This window comes from Cohnella xylanilytica (genome assembly GCF_014212175.1).
Lineage (GTDB): Bacteria > Bacillota > Bacilli > Paenibacillales > Paenibacillaceae > Cohnella > Cohnella xylanilytica.
In genome coordinates this window covers 23068-41982 of the sequence record NZ_JACJVR010000076.1, presented here as the reverse complement: position 1 = coordinate 41982, position 18915 = coordinate 23068, and the positions used below count along the sequence as shown (strand labels likewise).

The 18915-nt window shown below is 61.9% G+C and carries 16 protein-coding genes and 1 pseudogene; 2 read left to right on the top strand and 15 right to left on the bottom strand.

Features of this window, described 5'->3' with window-relative positions; genetic code table 11:
- Positions 1-56: 56 nt before the first annotated feature.
- From H7B90_RS19710 to H7B90_RS19665, 10 genes are all read right to left on the bottom strand, one after another.
- On the bottom strand, positions 57-497 hold the full coding sequence (locus tag H7B90_RS19710; RefSeq protein ID WP_185137603.1) for a GNAT family N-acetyltransferase: 441 nt from the start codon (positions 495-497) through the stop codon (positions 57-59).
- Positions 498-520: 23 nt separating this feature from the next.
- Positions 521-1582, bottom strand: coding sequence for an HD domain-containing phosphohydrolase (locus tag H7B90_RS19705; RefSeq protein WP_185137602.1), 1062 nt, complete (start codon positions 1580-1582; stop codon positions 521-523).
- Between the two features lie 5 nt (positions 1583-1587).
- The gene (locus H7B90_RS19700; RefSeq protein ID WP_185137601.1) at positions 1588-1968 is read right to left on the bottom strand and encodes a response regulator; all 381 of its coding nucleotides are present in this window, start codon (positions 1966-1968) and stop codon (positions 1588-1590) included.
- Positions 1940-4354, bottom strand: coding sequence for a response regulator (locus tag H7B90_RS19695; RefSeq protein WP_185137600.1), 2415 nt, complete (start codon positions 4352-4354; stop codon positions 1940-1942). Before H7B90_RS19695 ends, H7B90_RS19700 begins: the two co-directional genes overlap by 29 nt.
- 905 nt (positions 4355-5259) lie before the next feature.
- Complete coding sequence (gene solA / locus H7B90_RS19690; protein WP_376701740.1) at positions 5260-6405, bottom strand: N-methyl-L-tryptophan oxidase; 1146 nt, start codon at positions 6403-6405, stop codon at positions 5260-5262.
- Positions 6389-7585 carry an amidohydrolase gene (locus tag H7B90_RS19685; RefSeq protein ID WP_185137599.1) on the bottom strand — a complete coding sequence of 399 codons (1197 nt, stop codon included), beginning with the start codon at positions 7583-7585 and terminating at the stop codon, positions 6389-6391. The genes solA and H7B90_RS19685 overlap by 17 nt, the downstream gene beginning before the upstream one ends.
- 20 nt (positions 7586-7605) lie before the next feature.
- A complete protein-coding gene (locus H7B90_RS19680) occupies positions 7606-8622 on the bottom strand; it encodes an LLM class flavin-dependent oxidoreductase (RefSeq protein WP_185137598.1) in 1017 nt (338 codons plus the stop codon).
- A 195-nt stretch (positions 8623-8817) separates the two neighbouring features.
- Positions 8818-9477, bottom strand: coding sequence for a phosphatase PAP2 family protein (locus tag H7B90_RS19675; protein ID WP_246578458.1), 660 nt, complete (start codon positions 9475-9477; stop codon positions 8818-8820).
- On the bottom strand, positions 9474-10637 hold the full coding sequence (locus tag H7B90_RS19670; protein WP_246578459.1) for a metallophosphoesterase: 1164 nt from the start codon (positions 10635-10637) through the stop codon (positions 9474-9476). The genes H7B90_RS19675 and H7B90_RS19670 overlap by 4 nt, the downstream gene beginning before the upstream one ends.
- Positions 10638-10679: 42 nt before the next feature.
- Positions 10680-12734, bottom strand: coding sequence for a HelD family protein (locus H7B90_RS19665; protein WP_185137597.1), 2055 nt, complete (start codon positions 12732-12734; stop codon positions 10680-10682).
- A gap of 165 nt (positions 12735-12899) precedes the next feature.
- Here H7B90_RS19665 and H7B90_RS19660 point away from each other — a divergent pair, with 165 nt between their 5' ends.
- Positions 12900-13328, top strand: a complete 429-nt coding sequence (locus H7B90_RS19660; protein ID WP_185137596.1) for a universal stress protein — start codon at positions 12900-12902, stop codon at positions 13326-13328.
- A gap of 114 nt (positions 13329-13442) precedes the next feature.
- Here H7B90_RS19660 and H7B90_RS19655 read toward each other — a convergent pair whose 3' ends face one another.
- On the bottom strand, positions 13443-13712 hold the full coding sequence (locus H7B90_RS19655) for a hypothetical protein (RefSeq protein WP_185137595.1): 270 nt from the start codon (positions 13710-13712) through the stop codon (positions 13443-13445).
- 237 nt (positions 13713-13949) lie between these two features.
- Here H7B90_RS19655 and H7B90_RS19650 point away from each other — a divergent pair, with 237 nt between their 5' ends.
- The gene (locus tag H7B90_RS19650; RefSeq protein WP_185137594.1) at positions 13950-14438 is read left to right on the top strand and encodes a C40 family peptidase; all 489 of its coding nucleotides are present in this window, start codon (positions 13950-13952) and stop codon (positions 14436-14438) included.
- Positions 14439-14498: 60 nt separating this feature from the next.
- On the opposite strand, the gene cdaS is transcribed toward H7B90_RS19650, so the two are convergent.
- From cdaS to H7B90_RS19625, 4 genes and pseudogenes are all read right to left on the bottom strand, one after another.
- Positions 14499-15128 carry a sporulation-specific diadenylate cyclase CdaS gene (gene cdaS / locus H7B90_RS19645; protein WP_185137593.1) on the bottom strand — a complete coding sequence of 210 codons (630 nt, stop codon included), beginning with the start codon at positions 15126-15128 and terminating at the stop codon, positions 14499-14501.
- A 19-nt stretch (positions 15129-15147) separates the two neighbouring features.
- Positions 15148-16314 carry a Ger(x)C family spore germination protein gene (locus H7B90_RS19640; protein WP_185137592.1) on the bottom strand — a complete coding sequence of 389 codons (1167 nt, stop codon included), beginning with the start codon at positions 16312-16314 and terminating at the stop codon, positions 15148-15150.
- Positions 16311-17717 (bottom strand): annotated as a pseudogene (locus tag H7B90_RS19635) (spore germination protein). Before H7B90_RS19635 ends, H7B90_RS19640 begins: the two are co-directional and overlap by 4 nt.
- Positions 17698-18810, bottom strand: a complete 1113-nt coding sequence (locus H7B90_RS19625) for a GerAB/ArcD/ProY family transporter (protein WP_185137590.1) — start codon at positions 18808-18810, stop codon at positions 17698-17700. The pseudogene H7B90_RS19635 and the gene H7B90_RS19625 overlap by 20 nt, the downstream one beginning before the upstream one ends.
- Positions 18811-18915: the final 105 nt, after the last annotated feature.

The following is an 18915-nucleotide window of genomic DNA, read 5'->3' as shown; positions in this document are numbered from 1 at the left end:
TCCGCTCCGGACGGCCGCTCGCGCTTGGCCGCGCGGCGAATAACCGGATCGACGTCTTACTCGGTCTCGTCAAGCTCCGTTACATACGTGCACTTGAAGCGTTCCGTTCCCGGTACCGTCTCTCCCAGGCTCTCGATCGTGAAGCCGATATTCCGGTAGAAATCGACGGCTTCCTCGTCGGTCCGCGCGACGATGACCCTGGGATCCTTCTCCGCCAGCAGCTCCAGAATCATCGCGCGGCCGTAGCCCCGGCCCCGCTCGTCGGGAACGACCGCGATGTGCCGGATCTCCAGCTCGCCTTCCGGATCCAGCCGCGAACCGATCAGGCCGATCAGACGGTTCTCCTCTTCGGATCGATACCCTCGAAGCTCGTTCCGGGGATCGTCCCGGTACTCGCCGATCGCTCGCTCGAGCCGCTCCGGATCGGGGAAGACGGTCATCTCCAGAAGCTCGAGAACTTCGGGCCGCTCCAAGTCGGGCTTCAAATCGTACAGCATGGTCCTCTCTCCTTGTCCGTCCGTCAAGGGCGGGATTCGTTCTGGTCCAGTATAAAGATTTCCCCGCCGCGGTACAACTCGAGGAACGCGTCCGCCACCCGGGGATCGAAGTGGCGCCCGCGCTGCGTCTCGATCTCCGATGCCGCCTCCTCGGGAGTCCACGCCTGCTTGTATGGCCTCTCGTGAGTCAGGGCGTCATAGAAGTCGGCCAACGCGACGATTCGGGCTTCGATCGGAATCTGTTCCCCCGACAGCCCATTCGGGTAACCGGTGCCGTCCCACTTCTCGTGATGGGACAGCGCGATCACTCTCGCCAGCCGCAGCACATCGAACGAGCTTCCTTCCAGAATGTTGGCGCCGATCGTCGTATGGCTCTTCATTTTCTCGAACTCCTCGGGTTCGAACCGGCCGGGCTTCAGCAGAATATCGTCGGGTATGCCGATCTTGCCGATGTCGTGAAGGGGAGCCGCTCTACGAATCCGATCGACCTCCGGTTCGGGAAGGCCCAGCCGGGCGGCGATCATTCCGGACAATTGCCCCACGCGCTGCGTATGGCTCCCCGTGATGTCGTCGCGGTACTCGCCGGCTCTCCCCAGCAGCTGCAGGATTTCGAACTTGGCCTGCTGCAGCTCCAGCGTCCTCTCCCGGACCCGGTCCTCCAAGGTGAGATTATGCTGCTGAAGCTGCAAGTGCAGCTGACGCGTCCGAAGCAGGTTCTCGATGCGAAGAATAACCTCCGTCCGGTCGTACGGCTTCGTCAAATAATCGTTGACCCCGGCCTTCAGCCCTTCTTGCTTCGCCTCGGGCGTCGTGTCCGCAGTAAGCATGAGCACCGGCAGATAGACGTCTTCCCCCTTGCGTTCGCGGATAAGCCGCAGCGCCTGGAGCCCGTCCATGCCCGGCATGTGCAAGTCCAACAGGACGATATCGGGATCGATCCCGTCCAGCATTCCTTCAATCTCCAGAGAGTCCGTCGTGCTGTGCACGTTCTTGAATCCGGCTCGTCCCAGAATCCGTTCCAGCAGGCTCACGTTGTATTCCTGATCGTCCACGATCAGAATCTTGGATTGTCTGAGATCTACCATTGCGCTTAACCATCCTCTAAGTTGTTCGATAAAGCGGACTGCATCTTCCCGAGCAGCCGTTCGAGCTCGACCGGCTTCGTATCGAAGTCGTCGCACCCGGCCGCGTAGGCTCTCTCCGCATCGCCGGTCATGGCGTGGGCCGTCAGGGCGATGACGGGGATCTTCCGCGTCTCCTCGGACGCCTTCAGCCTCCGCGTCGCTTCCCATCCGTCGAGCACCGGCAAGCTCATATCCATCAGAATCAAATCCGGGCGCTCCCGCCGGGCGATCTCGACGCCCTGCTCCCCGTCTTCCGCGGAGAGGATGCGATATCCCTTCCGGGTCAATCTTCGGCTCAGCATATCGCGATTAAGCTCGTTATCCTCCACTAGCAGAACGGTGTGCATCGCTTCCTGCCTCCTTGATTTTCCCGATGGAATTCTGGATAGCCTCCAACAAGGTCGCCGGACTGAACGTCCCCTTCTGAATGACGCCCTTGACGTAGCCGTTCAGCTTCAAGCGGTCCTCCTGCGTGATGGTCTTCGCCGTCACCACCACGACGGGAATGTCGTTCCACTCCTCCCGCTTGCGCAGCTCGGCGAGGAATTGGAAGCCGTCCATCTCCGGCATCATCAGGTCCAGCAGGATGAGCTTCGGCGCTTCCCCGGCCAGCTTCTCCAGCGCTTGAAGCCCGTTGACTGCCCGGGTAACGGCGTAGCCTTCCTTCTGAAGCAGCCTGGCCATCATCTCGCTGGCCGCGGCGTCGTCTTCGATGACGAGCACCGATTGCTCGCTGCCCGCCGGAACGTACTTGTCGATAATGGAGATGAGACGATCCCTCTTGATCGGCTTGGTCAGGAACTCGGAAGCGCCGAGCGCGTACCCGAGCTGCATGTCGCTCGTCCCCGATAAAATAATGACGGGAATATCCTGAAGCTCCGGATCGTTCTTCAACGCCGACAAGACGCTCCATCCGTCCATGCTCGGCATGAGAATGTCCAGGCAGATGACTTTGGGCCGCAGCTTCCGCGATAATTCGAGTCCTTCCTGGCCGCTCTCGGCGAACGCCAGCGTCCAGCCCTCCTTGGCCAGATAGCGCTTGATCAGCTGCTGGCTAAGCGGTTCGTCGTCGATGACGAGAATGCTCACCTGGTGGTTGGAATCCGCCGCATCCGCGGCGTCTTGCCTTCCGGCGGCGGCTTCCGACTTCGCCGGATCGATCGGCAGCCAGCATTCGAACGTGCTTCCGACGCCCAGCTCGCTCTCGACCCGGATATCGCCGCCCATCATCTGACAGAACCGCTGGCTGATCGCGAGACCGAGACCGGTCCCCCCGTACTTCCGGGTCGTCGACGAATCCGCTTGGGTGAACGGCTGGAACAGCCGTCCAAGCTGCTCCGGCGTCATGCCGATTCCCGTATCCCTGACGCTGAAGCGGTAGCCGTCCTGCCGGCCTCTGGCCTGGCGGGCCGCTTCGAAGGCGATCGTCCCTTCCTTCGTGAACTTGCTCGCGTTGCTGAGGAGGTTGATCAGAATTTGACGGAGCTTCGTCACGTCGGTCGTGATCTCTCCTTCGGCCAAGCTCGTCTCCAAGCGATTGCCGTTGGCCGAGATGAGCGGCTTGACCGTCGTCAGGACGTCCTGGACGAGCCCGGGCACGTCGCACGTCTCGAAGTGCAAATCCATTTTGCCGGCCTCGATCTTCGATATGTCCAGTATGTCGTTGATAAGGCTGAGCAGATGCTTGCCCGCCTTGCTGATCTTGGCCAGGTCTTCGGAGAACGTCGGTTCCCCGAGATCTTCGGCGTCTTCCATCAGCATCTCGCTGTAACCGATGATCGCGTTAAGCGGCGTCCGCAGCTCGTGGCTCATGTTGGCGAGGAACTGGCTCTTGACCATATTCGCCTGAATCGCCTCGTCATGGGCTTTCTCCAGTTGGGCGGTCCTCTCGCGGACCAATTCCTCGAGATGGTCGTTCAAGGACTGAAGCTCCTGGTTCTTCAAATAAATCTCGCGGGTCTTGTCTTGAATCTCCGAATCCTTGCTGGAGAGCCGCTTCGAGATGAAGATTCCGAACAGGGACAGCCCCAGGGTGAACAAGGTGCCGCCGGAGATGAAGTAGGCCAGCCACTTGTGATCGAGCACCAGGGAGGACGAGATCGCCGCCCGGACGACGGGGTGGAACTCGGCCGCCGCCATGCCCGTGTAGTGCATGCCGACGATTGCGGCTCCCATGATGAGGCCGCTTCCGATCTTCTTCCAGATCTCCCCCTGCTCTCCCCCCTTGCGGAAGTAGAACGCGAGCCACAGCGCCGCGACCGACGCGACGAGCGCGATCAGGATCGAGAGGAAGAAAATAAAAGGATCGTAGTCGATGTCGATGAGCATCGCGGCCATCCCGGTGTAATGCATCGTCGAGATCCCCGTCGCGAGGAGCAAGCCTCCGCCGATGAGCCTGCCGACCGTCAGCCGGTTCCGCCCCACCACGTAGAGGGCGACGAACGAAGCGGCCATGGCCGCCAGGACGGAGAGCAGGACGAGCATCAGGTCGTAAGCGACCGGGAACGGCAAGCTGAAGGCGAGCATCCCGACGAAGTGCATCGACCAGATGCCGAGCCCCATCGCCACCGCGCCGAAGCAGAGCCACAACCAGCGGCCCTTCCCTTCGGCCTTGGTGACCCGCTCGGCGAGATCCAGCACGGTGTAAGACGCAACGACCGCGACAACGTAAGAGAAAATGACCAATATCGAGTCAAAAGAACCATGAACGTGCTCTACATGAACGTGCTCCAAATAGAGATCCTCGCTTTCGCAGGCTAATCTTGGAAGTCATTCCTCATGGCCTTATCTTTACTTTCGGTAGGGAGACGCGCGAATTGAAGAGTCGAAATTCGTCGGACCCGATCGTTTAGCGCATTAATCATTATAAAGGCTATAAGAGGATTTGGCTAACCATTCCATTTCGATAGTCCCGATCGTTGAGAGGAGAAGTTGCGTGGGGCGGGCGAACAATACGAATAGGAGAAAGGCGAGCGCCGTGAATTGGCAATGTCGGCGGGGTGGCGAGGACCGCGCGTTCAAGAGGTCGGCTTAGATTGCGCACTATGTGGGCTTGGTTAGGACTAGTAGGTTAGCCAGGATTTTAGATTTGGGAGGTTTGGGGGGAGTTTGGAGGTTGGGGAAGTTGGGAGGTTGGGAAGTTGGGAGGTTGGGAAGTTGGGAGGTTGGGAAGTTGGGAGGTTGGGAAGTTGGGAGGTTGGGAAGTTGGGAGGTTGGGAAGTTGGGAGGTTTACGATAGGAACGAGGTGATTGCGAGGCGACGTTACTAGAAAGCCGCACAAACTCAAGGAGTCTCGGAAAGGCGAAACGAAACGCGCGTCCGAGAGAGCAACCGCGTTACTCTCTCGCGACCGATTTGCCATTGACGCACCCAAGTGGGTAACCGCGTTACTCTCTTGCGACTAATTCGCCTTTGACACACCCAAGAGAGTAACCGTGTCACTCTCTTGCGACCAATTTGCCGTAGACGCACCCAAGTGAGTAACCGCATTACTCTCTTGCGACCAATTTGCCGTAGACGAACCCAAGCGAGTAACCGCGTTACTCTCTTGCGGCCTCCGCCGATAACGACCGCAAGAGCGCACTCACGTACGCTCTTGCGGTCCACTCCTCGGCGGCGCCGACATCCGCTCGTTCCGTCAGGACACCTGCTCCTTGCCGAAGCGGGACAGCGAGAACGGGCGAATGTCGTGCCGGGGCTCGAAGCCGGTCGCCAGATCGGCGAGGATCTCCCCGACGACGCTGGCGAACTTGAAGCCGTGGCCGGAGAAGCCGCCCGCCAGCAGCACGTTCGAATAGACCGGATGGCGGTCGATGATGAAGTCTTCGTCCGGCGTCAGCTCGTACTTGCATACCGCCCCGCGAAGCAGCTTGCCCGCCGCCCGGGGCATGAACGCCTCGAGCGCGCCGCGCAGGTCGCCCTCGTCCTCCGCGAACGAGCCGAACGGCTCCAGCTCGCTCCCGGGCTTCCAGGCGGCGCCGGTATCGTGGCGCCCGATCTTGACGCCGGAGCCGCCGATGCTCGGGAAGCCGTAGAACCCGCCCTCGGCGGTCGCCAGCGTGAAGCCGGGGAACGTCCCCGTGTCGAACAGCGCTTCGTCCGCTTCGAACCACCCCACCGCCTTCCGGACCGGCCGGATCGGCAGCGAGACGAACGGGGCGAGCGTCTTGAACCACGCGCCGGCGCTTAGAATGAGTTTCTCCGCATGGAAAATGCCGTTGCTGGTCCGGATGGATACGCGTCCTTGGGAGACTTGGATGCTCTCCGCCCTCGTGTACGGAAGGAGCGTCGCGCCGCGTTCGACGGCGAGCGTGCGGAAGGCGCTCACGCACTTCTCGCTGAACAGATAGCCGGCCCCCGGCTCGTACAGGCCCTCGTAATGCTCCGGCAGCCGAATACCGGGCCAGCGGTATTGGATGTCGGAAGCGCCGAGCCGCTCGACCGGCACCTTGAACAGCGACGAATAGGCCAATCGCTCTTCGAACGGATAGACATCCGGAGGCCCCATGTTCAGCACGCCGGACGGCACGAGCAGCTTCGTTCCCGTCAGCTCCTCGATCTCCCGCCAGATCGCGTGCGCCCGCAGCGCCATCGACACGTACGTCGAATCCCCTCCGTACGCGTGCCGGATCAGGCGGGGTTCGCCGTGATGGCTGCCCTCTCCGTGCGGCGGGTCGAATGCGTCGATGAGCAGCGTATCGACGCCTTGCTTGGCCAGGTGATAGCCGGCGCTCATCCCCATCGAGCCGGCGCCTACGATGATGACGTCATAATGGATTCGGATGTTCGTTCCTCCTCCCTTCGGCGAGACGCTCCAGCGCCTCGGCGGCGGCTTCGGCGAACAGCCGGGCCGCCGGCTCCAGCGCGCTCTCGTCCAGGTCGAACGCGGGGTGATGCCACTCGTGCGGCCCCGACGTTCCGACGAAGACGAACGCGCCCGGAATCTCCCGCTGATAGAACGCGAAGTCTTCTCCCGCAGGAGAAGGCTCCGGCGTCACGACGTTAAGTCCGATACGATTAGCCGCATGAATCATTAATTCCGTTAATCGAGGATCGTTGGCGACGCTCGGAGGTCCGGGATACCATTGGATCTCGGAGCGGACGCCGAGCCCGGACGACACCCCGGCGACGATCCGTTCGAAGTGCTCCTTCACCTCCGAACGCAAGCTCTCGTCGAACGTGCGGATCGTGCCCTCCAGAATCGCCTTGTCGGGAATGACGTTCCACGTCGTCCCGCTCTGGATTCGCGTCACGCTGACGACCGCGCTTCGCAGGGAGCCGACGTTGCGGCTGACGATCGTCTGCAGCGCCGTCACAAGATGCGCGGACGCGACGATCGGATCGACGCCCGCGTTCGGAACGGCCGCGTGCGTCCCGACTCCGGTCGCCTCGACCTTGAACCCGTCGACCGAAGCCATAAGCGGCCCCGGCTTGATCCCGACCGTCCCGACGGGCAGGTCCGGCTTGTTGTGCAGGCCGAGAATCGCGTCGACTCCCCGAAGAGCGCCGCTCTCCAGCACCCGCAGCGCTCCCGTCCCCTTCTCTTCCGCCGGCTGGAACAGAAGCTTCACCGTCCCCTTGAGCCGGCTCTCGGCGCGCTTGAGCAAGAAGGCCGCTCCGAGGATCGCCGCCGTATGGAAGTCGTGGCCGCACGCATGCATCTTGCCCGGAATCGCCGACGCGAACGGAAGCCCCGTCTCCTCTTGGATCGGCAGCGCGTCGATGTCCGCGCGCAGAGCGACGACGGGGCCGTCCTCCGCCCCCTTGATCTCCGCGACGAGCCCGGTTCCGAGCGAATGCTGCGCCTCCGCGATGCCCGCCTCGGCGAGCCAGTTCCGGATCGCCTTCGTCGTCTCGTGTTCCTCGTACGCCACTTCGGGGTAGCGATGCAGGTGCCTGCGGATCGCCGCTAGCTTGCCCTGCAGCCCCTCCCCCTCCCATAGATCTAACGCCGAATGGTCCATGCTCTCCTACCGCCTCCCTGTCAGCCCTCCGCGGGGACCTCCGAGAACGCCTCCCGCAGAAGCCGGATCGTGCGAACCCGGTCGCCGAATTCCTTGGCGGGGACCGTCAGAATGACCTCGTCCACCCCGAACCGGTTCCGGATGTCCAGCAATCGCTCGCGTACGCTCGACTTGGTTCCTGCGACTATGTTAGCATCCTTCGCTTCGATTGTGTACTTCTCGTCCGTCTGCCTGCCGAACTCTTCGGCGTGCTGCAGGCTCGACACCGTTATGGTGCGGCCGCTCTCCAGATGAATCTTCACCAGCTTGAAGTCCGCGGCGATCCGCTTCGCCTCCTCCTCCGTCTCCGCCACGATCGCGGACAGAGCCAGAATCGGCTCCGGCTTCTCCGAGCGGACCGGCCGGAAGCTGCGGCGATAGCTCTCCAAGGCTTCGAGGGCGACCTGTTCGTCTCCGTTGATGAAGAGGGCGAACACGTAAGGCACGCCGAACTCTCCGGCGAGCTGTCCGCTCGCGCCCGTCGCGCCGAGAAGGTACAGATCCGCCGGACGGGAGACGACCGGCGTCGCCCGAAGCCCCTGAAGCGGATGGTTCTCGTCCAGCCGGTTGCGCAAATATTGGTCGAGCTGCTCCAGCTTGTCGCCGAGCGGCGCCTGCGCGGCGCCTTCTCCTTGGAGAGCCCGCGTCGAATGCGGCAGCCCTCCGGGCGCACGGCCGATTCCGAGATCGACGCGGCCCGGGGCGAGCGCGGCCAGCACGTTGAAGTTCTCGGCTACCTTGTAGGGGCTGTAATGCTGAAGCATCACCCCGCCGGAGCCGACGCGGATACGCGTCGTCTTCGCCAGCAGGTGCGAGATCAGCACTTCGGGCGAAGACCCGACCACCAGGGAGGAATCGTGGTGCTCCGACACCCAGAAGCGGTGATAGCCGAGCCGGTCGGCCAACACGGCGAGGTCGATCGTGTGCTCGAGCGCCCGCGTAGGCGACTCTCCTTCGTAAATCGGGCTCTGATCCAGCAAACTAAGTCTCAACGTCAAGCTCTCCATCTCCTTCGTTCGCGTTCCCCGTCTCCGACCGATCCAATGAAAAAAAGAGGCTCCCTTCTCGCACGCCGGGTGCGATAAGCGGAGCCTCCTGTCGTCGGGTAGGCCGTGGCTATAATTCTGATATATCCGATAAGATTAAAATGAATAAAGGCTTACTAACAAATTAGCACATCGCCCCGCCGCGTGTCAACGAAGGGGAGTCGTCGACCGTCGCCTCTTCGCGAGCCGTTGGAAAACGCCGATCGAAGCGGCCAGCCAGCAGGCGCTCATGAAGTAGCCCCCGATGACGTCGCTCGGATAATGAACCCCGAGGTAAATCCGGCTGAATCCGATCGTCCCGACGACAAGGACGGCGAGAACGATCAGGACGATTCGGCCGGCCAGACTCGGAATATGGCGCCAGAGCAGATAGGCCGTAATGCCGTAAAGGCTGAACGCCGCCATCGAATGGCCGCTCGGGAAGCTGAACCCCGCTTCCTCGACGAGCCGGTGCAGCGTCGGTCTCTCCCTGCGGAACAGAGCCTTCAGCAGGTTGTTCAGCACGGTCGACCCGGCCAAGACGACGACGAACAGAATCAGCTCCTTGCGGTGCCGAAGAACGAAGTAGAGGAACGCCATGACGACGAGCGCGATGCCGATGACCGGCTTCGTCGTCCCGATCGAAGAGACGGCCTCCATCGCCTTCGTCAGCGTAGGCGTCTCCAAGCCTTGCACGGACCGGATGACGGCCTCGTCGAAGCCGGAGATCCGGTCGAACCCGACGAGCAGCGCCACGCAGGCAAAAGCGATAAAGCAAAGGGCGCTGACGCCGAACGCCCTTGTCAACCCGTAGAGCAACGATCTCAAGCGGTCTCCTCCTTGAAATGAACGGTAATCCGCATCGTCTCCGAACGGCTGGCCAGCCGGATCGGCGGCCCCCACGTTCCGAAGCCCGACGATACGAACGCATGCATGCTCCCTTTGCGCAGGTAACCCCAGTCCAGCTCGAACAGCCTTCTCGTGATCCAGTGGTTCGGTGCGAACTGGCCCCGGTGCGTATGGCCGGAGATCAGAATATCGGCTCCGGCCTCGGCCGCGAGGTCGTACCCGTACGGCTGATGGTCGAGGACGACGATCGGCCGGGTACGGTCGAAGGAGGCGGTCAGCTCCCGAACGGGCAGCCTTCCTTCCGGATCCGCCGCCTCCGCGGTCTTGTCCTTCCGGCCCGCGATCTGAACGCCTCCGGCGACCGTCACCGTCTCGTCCCTCAGCACCGGGATGCCGATCTCGCGCATCCGCTCGACGTACTCCTCGATGTGGCCGCCGTAATATTCATGGTTGCCGAGCACCGCGAACGTTCCGTACTCGGCCTCGAGCCGCGCGAGCCGATCGGCCATCGAACGGCGGACGAACGGCTCGATGCTGTCGTCGATCACGTCCCCGGCGAGCAGAATGAGATCCGGCCGCCATTCGTTCACCTGCGGAAGGAGCCGATCGAGATGGCGGTTGCCGACGGTGTTGCCCAAGTGGATGTCGGAGACGACCGCGATCTTGAGCGTCTTCAAGTCCCCGGCCTTCTTCGCGACCTCGATATCGTACGTCCGGGCGACGGGGCTCCAGGCGTTCCTCGAACCCCAGGCGAGCAGGACAAGCAGCGCGAGAACGACGATGCCGCCGGCCGCAGGAACGAACGCGGACATGTCGGCGCCGCACAGATACGCGACGAGAGCCGCGATGTCGGCCAGCACGACCAGCAGAAAGCCGAGCTCGAACACGGCGAAATAATACGAGCCGACCACCTTGAGCAGTCTGCCCGGCGCGGCGGCGATTCCGCTTCCATCCCCGATCAGCATTCTCCCGAGAAGATAAGAGAATGCGATAACGGCGAATAGAATCCAATAGACGGCGCGCGGGAAGGCCGGCCACAGGGACGACAGCAGCAGGTCCCCGTGCCAGCCGACGTAGAAGTTCAACGCCCCGAAGACGATCAGCATCGGGACGAGGCGAAGCAGCATCGATCTGTTCATATTGGCGGAGCTCCCCCGGAAGTCTTCTGAATCTGCGCTCTATTATACCACAATCAGGGAAGTCAGCCGCCCCGCGTACAGCAGCTTCAGCCGGTGAAGGGCGCGCGTGCAGCCGACGTACAGCAGCTTGGCGTCCGCCGGGCCGTAGGCGTCCTCGTCCGCGTCCGGAATGAGCACGGCGTCGAATTCGAGCCCCTTGGACAGATAGACGGGCACGACGGTCAAGCCGCCGCCGTAAGCCTGCTGATCCGCGGTCAGCAAAGCCGCTTCGATGCCGCGCTCCCGGAGCCCGACATGCATCCGCTCGCTCGACTCGGCCGTCCGGCACAGCACCGCGATCGTGGACAGCTCCGGGACGCCGCTCCATTCCCGGATCATCCGCGCCGCGGCGTCCGCCCGATCCTTCGCGGAGACCTCGGCCGTCTCCACCGGCTCTCCGCTGCGGAACACCGGAACGGCGGGCTTCACGCCGCCCTCCATGCCGGCCAGAATCCGGTTGGCGAACTCGATGATCTCCATCGTGGACCGGTAGCTCCGGTCCAGCTCGTAATAGGCCGTCTCCTCCGGCGGGAACAGCTCCGTCAGCTCCGCCCAGCGGCGAATGCCCGCGTAATCGTGGATCCCCTGCTGGAGATCGCCGAGCACCGTCATGGACGGCGTTCGCTGCAGCTTCTTCAGAACGGCGAGCTGCAGGGGCGAATAATCCTGGGCTTCGTCGATGACGATATGGTCGAACTTCGGCGAATCCGTGCCGTACAGCCGCAATTGTATCAAGGCGAGCGGCGGAAGATCCTCGGCCTCCGCTACGACCGGCTTGCGCTTGGACGACGGCTTGGCGGGGGCGAATTCGTCCGGGAAGCGGCCGGCGTAGAACTCGACCGCGCTCGGACTCGGAACTTTGTTCGAGTATTGCTTCCACTTCGCCGTCGCGTTCGAACGGATCGTCTTGTCGCCCCAGCGGCTCTTCCCGAGCTGAATCTCCATCCACCGCTTCAGCCGGTTCAGAAGCCGTTCTCTCCTCTTCAGGACCGGTTCGTCCGCCGGCTCCGAGCGGAACCACTCCCGAATCTGGGCGGCCGGAAGAACGACGCCCGGATGCGGAACGAACGGCTCGTCGGGAATCAGCTCCGCTTCCCACCTGTCCAGCGCATCCTCGAGGCGCCTCAGGAACGCGACGCTTCCTTTCAAGCGACCCGGCGCCCCTTCCTTGTCCGCTTCCGTCGTCTTCCGCTCGAACCAGCGTTCCAGCGTCTTGGCCGGGGGCGCGAGCGTTACGCTCCCTCCCAGCAGATCGGCCGCCCAATCCGCGAACGTCGTCTGCCGGATGTCGCCGACGCCCAGCTCGGGAAGCACGCCGGAGATATAGTCGAGGAACATGCGGTTCGGCGCCAGAATGATCATCCGGTCGGCCTTGACCTTGTCCTTGTAGTGATACAGCAAATAAGCCAGCCGGTGAAGAGCCACCGTCGTTTTGCCGCTGCCCGCCACCCCTTGGATGAACAGCGCCTTGTTCTTGTCCGTGCGGATGATGGCGTCCTGTTCCTGCTGGATCGTGGACACGATATCCCGCAGCTTGTTGTCCTTGCTCTCCCCGAGCCGGTGCAGCAGGAATTCGTCGGACACCGCGGCCCCGGCGTCCTGCCCTTCCTCGTAGCTGTCGACGACCCGCTGCAGGACGCCTTGACGCACCAGCAGATTTCTTTTCAACGAGACCGTCCCTTGAATCGTTCCTTCCGGAGAGTCGTACGAGACGTTCGGGTCCCCTCCGTTGAACGAATAGAACAGGCTGGATACCGGCGCCCGCCAATCGATGACGAGCGGCTGCCTGGACGATTCCTCGCCGACCCCGGCCTTGCCGATATAGAGAGGAACCGGAGCCGGCTGTCCCCCTTCCCGGAAGTCGAGCCGCCCGAAGTACGGCTCCCGCTGAGCCACTTCCAGTCTCGCCTTGCGCTCCTGCCTCAGATCGTCGAGAACCTGCTCGGTGTAATCGTTGCCCGTATAGCGAGGTCCGATGGCGTCCAGCTGGGTCCGAATCTCCCGAAGGACGTCCTTCAGGCGCCGTTCTTCCTCGATATGCTTCGCGTCCGCGGACATGCCCGTTTTCCCTCCCATATTTATCCGTTTCTTAGTCGACAAGGCGAATATAATAGCACAACCGCCGATGGAAATCAATGATCGAATTCCTATTCAAACCGCCGGAATGTGGGTAAAGTAACGGTATCGGAATCGATCCTACATATGGAGAAGAGGTGCCCGGAGATGAGTTATTCGAAAATCGTGGCGGCCTACGACGGCTCCAATCTGGCCAACAAAGCGCTGGACCATGCGGCGAGGCTTGCGGAGGCGTTCGGGGCGGAGCTGACGGTCGTTCATGCGTATACGACGCCGATGCTGAATTCGGGGGACATGCTCATTACCGCGCCGGCGGAATGGGCGCAGGAATACGTCCAGCATTCCGGCAAGGTGTTGGAGGCGGCCAAAGCCCGCGTTCCGGCCGGAATCCGCGCCGAGTACAAGCTGCTCGAAGGCTATCCCGCCCAAGCGGTGCTCGAATACGCGTCGGACAGCGGCGCCGATCTGATCGTGATGGGCAGCCGCGGCCTCGGCGCCATCCGCGAATTCGTGCTCGGAAGCGTCAGCCACAACGTCGCGCAGCATTCCAAGATTCCGGTTCTCGTCGTCAAGTGACGCCGTCTCGCAGCGGCTCGTTATCCGCTCAAGCGTAGAAGCAAAGAAGCGAAGAAGCGATAAAATCGAAGATCGGCCGCCCTCCGTCGTGACGGGGGAGCGGCCGATCGCGCTTTATTCTTGGTTCCACGACGCTTCGGCCGCGTCGATCAGGCTGCCGAACAGCTCGTCGTTCCGGTCGAGCTCGTCCTCGACCGCTTCGATCTCCTCTTCGCTTCCCGATTCGTTCAGGAAGAAGAGCGAATGGCTCCACTCGCTCCCGTTATCGCTCTGGAGCGTCGCCTCGTAGGGCTGCTTGTGGCCTTCCACTTCGAATTGCACGTGCGCGACGAACCCGTTCGAGGAATCGTGGGTCATGCGCGCGCCGAGAATGTTGATCTTCATCTCGCCTCTCCTCCCGTTTCCGAATTTTTGCCTTCTATTGCCGTTCCCTTCTATATTAGCAGATACGAGAAACCGATCCTTCCCGAAAGGTTGCAATTCTGAGGAATTTCTTATTTTATTTTCATCTGGCTTTAAGAATCGTGCCAGCTCCGGCTTTTTTCTCTTAGAGAGAAATCCTGGTAGATTTCGATGTGATATAGTAGATTCACATCATAGATTCCAGGAGGACACACCCAGATGACGACTCGCAAATCTCTGTTCAAAATGATGGCCGCCGCCGGTATCGCCCTCACCGTAGTTTTCTCGGGAGCAGCCGGATTCGCGCCCGCCAAGGCAAGCGCCGCAGCAACGGTCACGACTTCGAGCACCGCCAGCAAGATCATCGCCAAAGCGAAGCAATATATGGGACGCCCGTACAAGTTCGGCGCCAAGACCGGCAACACGAGCTCGTTCGACTGCTCGTCCCTGACCCAGTACGTCTATCGGCTGTACGGCATCTCCCTTCCCCGGGATTCCAAGTCCCAATCCAAGGTCGGACGCTACGTCTCCAAGGCGAATCTGAAGCCGGGCGATCTCGTCTTCTTCTACTCCCCGATCCACCACGTCGGCATCTACATCGGCGGAGGCAAGATCATCCACACGTACGGCAAGCCGGGCGTCATGATCTCCAGCATCAACTCCGGTTGGTGGAAAAACCACTACAATACCGCGCGCCGCGTCATCTAAGCGGCTTCCGCGTCCCCCCAAGCGCCTCTTCGCGAGGCGCTTTTTATTTGGCCCGTTCGCTCACGGTTCCGCCGCGGTCCCGGTCGCGAACGGGTACAGCCTGCCCTCGATCGCGAAGGACGCCCGCCCCGTCTCCTCCGAGACGACGACGACGAGCGCGTCGCAGCGCTCGGACAAGCCGAGAGCGGCGCGATGCCGGGTGCCGAGCTTGCGGCCCGAGCTGTCCCTCACCGACAGCGGCAGCACGCTGGCCGCGCTGACGATCCGGCTTTGGCGCAGGATGACGGCGCCGTCGTGCAGAGGCGTTCCCGGAGCGAAGATCGATTCGAGCAGCGAGTTCGTAATCTCGGCTCCGATGCCGATGCCGGGTGTGACGAATTCGCCGGTCGCTTGCTCCCGTTCGACGACGATGAGCGCTCCGTGCCTTCGATCCGACAGATGGCGGACCGAACGCGTGATCTCCGGGATTTTGTCCGTATAAGAAGACAGATAACACTTCAAGTAGAAGGTTCCCGCCAGAAGCTCCGTCTCTCCGATATCCTTGCGGATCCGTTCGAACTCGCCCAGCATGCAGTCGTCGGAGCCGTCGAGCGCTTCGATCGTCGTCGCAATATAGCTTTGAAGCAATCGGAGCCGATGCTTCAGCTCTTCCTTCAGCGGGGAGAAATCGCAGTTGTCGGTCTCGTCCATCGTGCTCGTTCGCCCTCTCTTAAGATTGGTTTAATTTCCTCTTGCCCGGATGAAGAAGATGGACCTCGACCTCCACGCGAACCGGCAGCTTCGCGAATTCGGTTCCTTCCGTCTTCAGCCGCTTCCACCGCTTCGGATGATACCGGAAGACGGTCTCTTCCAGGCCGAACAGATCGACGTCCTTGCTGACCGACAGCTTGCGCGTTCGCTCGATCTCCTGGCGGATCGAGCTCTCGGCCAGCTTCTCCAGCTCCCTGTCGGGAAAGGACTTCAACAGTTCGATCAGCGTCATGTCCGCCTTCAGCTTCAGCCGGAACGAGGGCGCGCCCGCCGAATCGACGAACTTCACGCTCCGCTTCGCCTTCTTCACGTTAAGGGCGCCGACGAATTCGCCGTCTTGGCTCAGCGGAACGAGGATGCTCTTCGCGGTGCCTCGGAACCAACGCGCGCCCGCCAGCTCGTCGTCGGTGAACATCCCCTTGTACCGCTGCTCCGCCAGCACGTAAGCTCCGTTGAAGCGGGGCAGACTCGGCTTCTTGCTGGAGGACTCCCAGGCGGCGACGCTGTCGAGCCGCGGGATGAAGGCGGTGCAGGCGCAATGGGAGAACGAGCGGGTCATCCGCTGCAAATCCCATGGCGAGTCGAACGGCTTATTCGTCGGGTTCGAATCGGGCTGATAGATATTCGTATTCAAGGGGGACTTGCTGACGATCTCGCTCGACTGGAACAGCTTCGCCATCGCATCCGACGTGCCCATGAGATTCACCGTGTAGCGTACGGCCCGGCTTCGGTTAATGCCGTCGAGGATGTCCTTCAGCTTCGGCAGGCTCGACTCCCCGACCACCAGCGTCATGAGGTGGTCCAGATTCGGTTCCATCTGCATCGTGCGGTATAGATTGTACAGCGCGGAATAGGGAGACGGGCCGCTGGCGTGGCCGACGAACGACACGTTTTTGCCGCTGCCGCCCCCCTCCTCCTTCTTCGCTACCTTCGTTACGTCGATCAGGTGACCGTATACCTCGTACTGTCCCGTCTTCGCATCGTATTCGACTCCCATCGCGGTGACGTACAGGAGATCCTGGATGATCACTTCGTCCCAACATGACGTGAGCAGGACGCAAGAGAGAAGCAAGCCCGCTGCCTTGGACGCCCTTGCGGGACCGCTGCCGAAGCGTCTCTTCCTCATCGTTCTCCCTCTCCCGAACGCGGCCGGTAAGGACCGTTCGACAAGTCGGCGGGCAACCGGAAGAACGAGTAGGCCAGCTTGCTCCACTTGAACGGAGCGAGAGGCTGCAGATAGGGTACCCCGAACGACCGCAGAGACGCCAAGTACATGAGGACGATCAGGAACGAGACGAAGAACCCGAACATCCCGAACAGCATGCTGAGACCCAATACGAAGAGCCGGACGACGGTGACGGCGCCCGATAACGATTGATTGACGAGAGTGAACGAGGAGACCGCCGTCAGCGAGGAGACGACCAGCATCGTCGGCGAGGACAAGCCGGCGCGGATCGCCGCATCCCCTACGATAATGCCGCCGACGACGGCGACGGTCTGGCCGACCGCCCGCGGCAGCCGGACGCCGGCTTCCCGGAACACCTCGAACAGGGCCAGCATCAACAGCATCTCGATGGTCGCCGACATCGGCAGGCCGATCCGGGACATGATGATCGTCGACAGCAGCGGGAACGGAATCTGGTCGATATTGAACGACGAGACCGCGACCCAGAACCCGGGGAGGAATATCGTCGTGACCAGGGAGATGATTCGGACGATCTTCTCCAAGGTGACGTAATAGTAAGGCAAGTAGTTGTCTTCCGGCGAGCGGAGAAGAGACAGAAGGTTGACGGGCGCCAGGAAAATGAGCGGGGATCCGTTCAACGTGAACAGGACTTGGCCGTTAAGCAGCGCGGCGACGGCGGAATCGGGCCGGCCCGCGTAATCGATCTGCGGGAACAAGGCGACCGAGCGGTCCGCGAGCATCTCCTCGACCTGCGCCGCGCCGACTACCGCCTTCGCGTGAATGCCCTCCAGCCTTCTCTTCGCTTCGTTCACCCATTCCGGCTTGGCGGCCGAACGGAGGTACAGCATAGCGATATCCGCCCGGTTCTCCGAACCGACCGTATAGCGGACGATCTTCAGATCCGGCGTCTTGAGCCGCTTCCGAATGAGGCCGATGTTGACGTCGAGCTATTCGACGAACCCGTCCCGAGGGCCTTTGACCGACACCTCGGAGCTCGATTCTTCCGGCTGCCTGCCGGGCAGCTTGGCGATGCCGTAGGCTTCGATCTCCCCTTCCCGGAACAGGAGAAGAAATCCCGAGAACAGCTTCGCGAAGATGTTCCGGCGTTCCTCTTCCGTGCCGGAAGGCAAGCGCTCCACCGGATATTGCAGCTCGAAGCCGACGTGCTCGGCCATGGCCTTCTGCAGGCGCGGAATAAGCGTCTCGTTCAGCATCTCGTCGTTCACGAGCGAACGGGCGAACGCGAAGGGCGTTCGATCGCCCTCGGTACGAAGCTCGTTCACGACGACGTCGGCGCAATCGCGGATCCCTTCGTCGAACCAATCATGACCTGTCGAGAGCATCGGCATCCCCCCTTCTCCCGCTCTTCCCGGAGAACGTGGCGATCAAGAACATATACGCGAACAGACCGAGAACAAGATAGAACGAGAACGCGAAGTACCGGCCGTAGAAACGGTATTCCGCCGTGTCCCCGAACGGATAAACCGTCAAGGCGACGATGATCGCGCCGACGAGCGCGCCCGCCGCGGCCCGGAACTTTCTTTTGCGGATGCCGATCAGATCGAAGCAGAGGCACAAGGCCGCGGCCGTCCGCACGAACGCTCCGCTCAGCCACTGGTAGATCGCGAAGAAGTCGATGTGCTCGATATATTTGCCGATTTGGACGAGACGCCATTGGGCGAAGGCCGGGAACCGCTGCCCCATCGCTTCGTCGGGTCCGAATTCCGTCAGAACCCCGATGACGGGGCCGCAGCAGAGGACCACGATGAACAGGCCCGTCGCGATGAGGTGCCGGCGCTTGAACGGGCGATCGACGTATCCGGCGAACGCCGTGAACAGGAACAGCTCGGCGAAGCCCGCGCCGACGTAGATCGCTCCGTCGAGGATCGGGCCCCAACCGCGCTCCATGACCGGGAACAGCTGCGAATAATCTTTGCGAGGAGAGTTGGCCGTCCCGACGAACACGCCGAGCAGCGAAACGGCGGGCAGCAGAATGCAAGACATATAAGCGATGACGTGCATGCCCAAGACCGCCCCCGCCACGCAAGTCCCCACGAAGACGACGGACGTCACCAGCTTCGGGGTCTCCGGAAGATAAGTGCTCGAGCCCCAGGAGATCGTGTCGGTCGAAGTGATATAGGAGATCATGAGCAGCAGGATAAGCACCACGCCGACGATCGCCGCTCGGGCGGTCTTGCCGGTCCGTTCGGCCAGCCAATCGCCGAGCGGCCGCGTTCCGATGGAGCGGACGATCGGATAGACGAGCAGAAGCCAGAGCGGCAGCGGAATCGCGCACAGCAGAATCGTCAGCCAGGCGTCGCGCCCGGACGCCTGCAGCACGAGCGGCGCGATGATGACGTGATTCAGCAAGCCTACCGATAACAGGATCACCATGATGCACGGAATTCGCCCGAATCGGATCCAAGGCGTTTCCATCGGGACCACCCCCACCCTTACGCTCTCCAAGGATTGGTTAAAATATGCCGCATTCGCGGGGACCCGATGGAATCGGCTGGGGTGGGAGGGCGGAGAGGACGGAAA

Coding starts and splice junctions, on each gene's coding strand:
- H7B90_RS19710 (WP_185137603.1), bottom strand. CDS start 497: ATGCTGTACGATTTGAAGCCCGACTTGGAGCGGCCCGAAGTTCTCGAG.
- H7B90_RS19705 (WP_185137602.1), bottom strand. CDS start 1,582: ATGGTAGATCTCAGACAATCCAAGATTCTGATCGTGGACGATCAGGAA.
- H7B90_RS19700 (WP_185137601.1), bottom strand. CDS start 1,968: ATGCACACCGTTCTGCTAGTGGAGGATAACGAGCTTAATCGCGATATG.
- H7B90_RS19685 (WP_185137599.1), bottom strand. CDS start 7,585: ATGGACCATTCGGCGTTAGATCTATGGGAGGGGGAGGGGCTGCAGGGC.
- H7B90_RS19670 (WP_246578459.1), bottom strand. CDS start 10,637: ATGAACAGATCGATGCTGCTTCGCCTCGTCCCGATGCTGATCGTCTTC.
- H7B90_RS19665 (WP_185137597.1), bottom strand. CDS start 12,734: ATGTCCGCGGACGCGAAGCATATCGAGGAAGAACGGCGCCTGAAGGAC.
- H7B90_RS19660 (WP_185137596.1), top strand. CDS start 12,900: ATGAGTTATTCGAAAATCGTGGCGGCCTACGACGGCTCCAATCTGGCC.
- H7B90_RS19655 (WP_185137595.1), bottom strand. CDS start 13,712: ATGAAGATCAACATTCTCGGCGCGCGCATGACCCACGATTCCTCGAAC.
- H7B90_RS19650 (WP_185137594.1), top strand. CDS start 13,950: ATGACGACTCGCAAATCTCTGTTCAAAATGATGGCCGCCGCCGGTATC.
- cdaS (WP_185137593.1), bottom strand. CDS start 15,128: ATGGACGAGACCGACAACTGCGATTTCTCCCCGCTGAAGGAAGAGCTG.
- H7B90_RS19640 (WP_185137592.1), bottom strand. CDS start 16,314: ATGAGGAAGAGACGCTTCGGCAGCGGTCCCGCAAGGGCGTCCAAGGCA.
- H7B90_RS19625 (WP_185137590.1), bottom strand. CDS start 18,810: ATGGAAACGCCTTGGATCCGATTCGGGCGAATTCCGTGCATCATGGTG.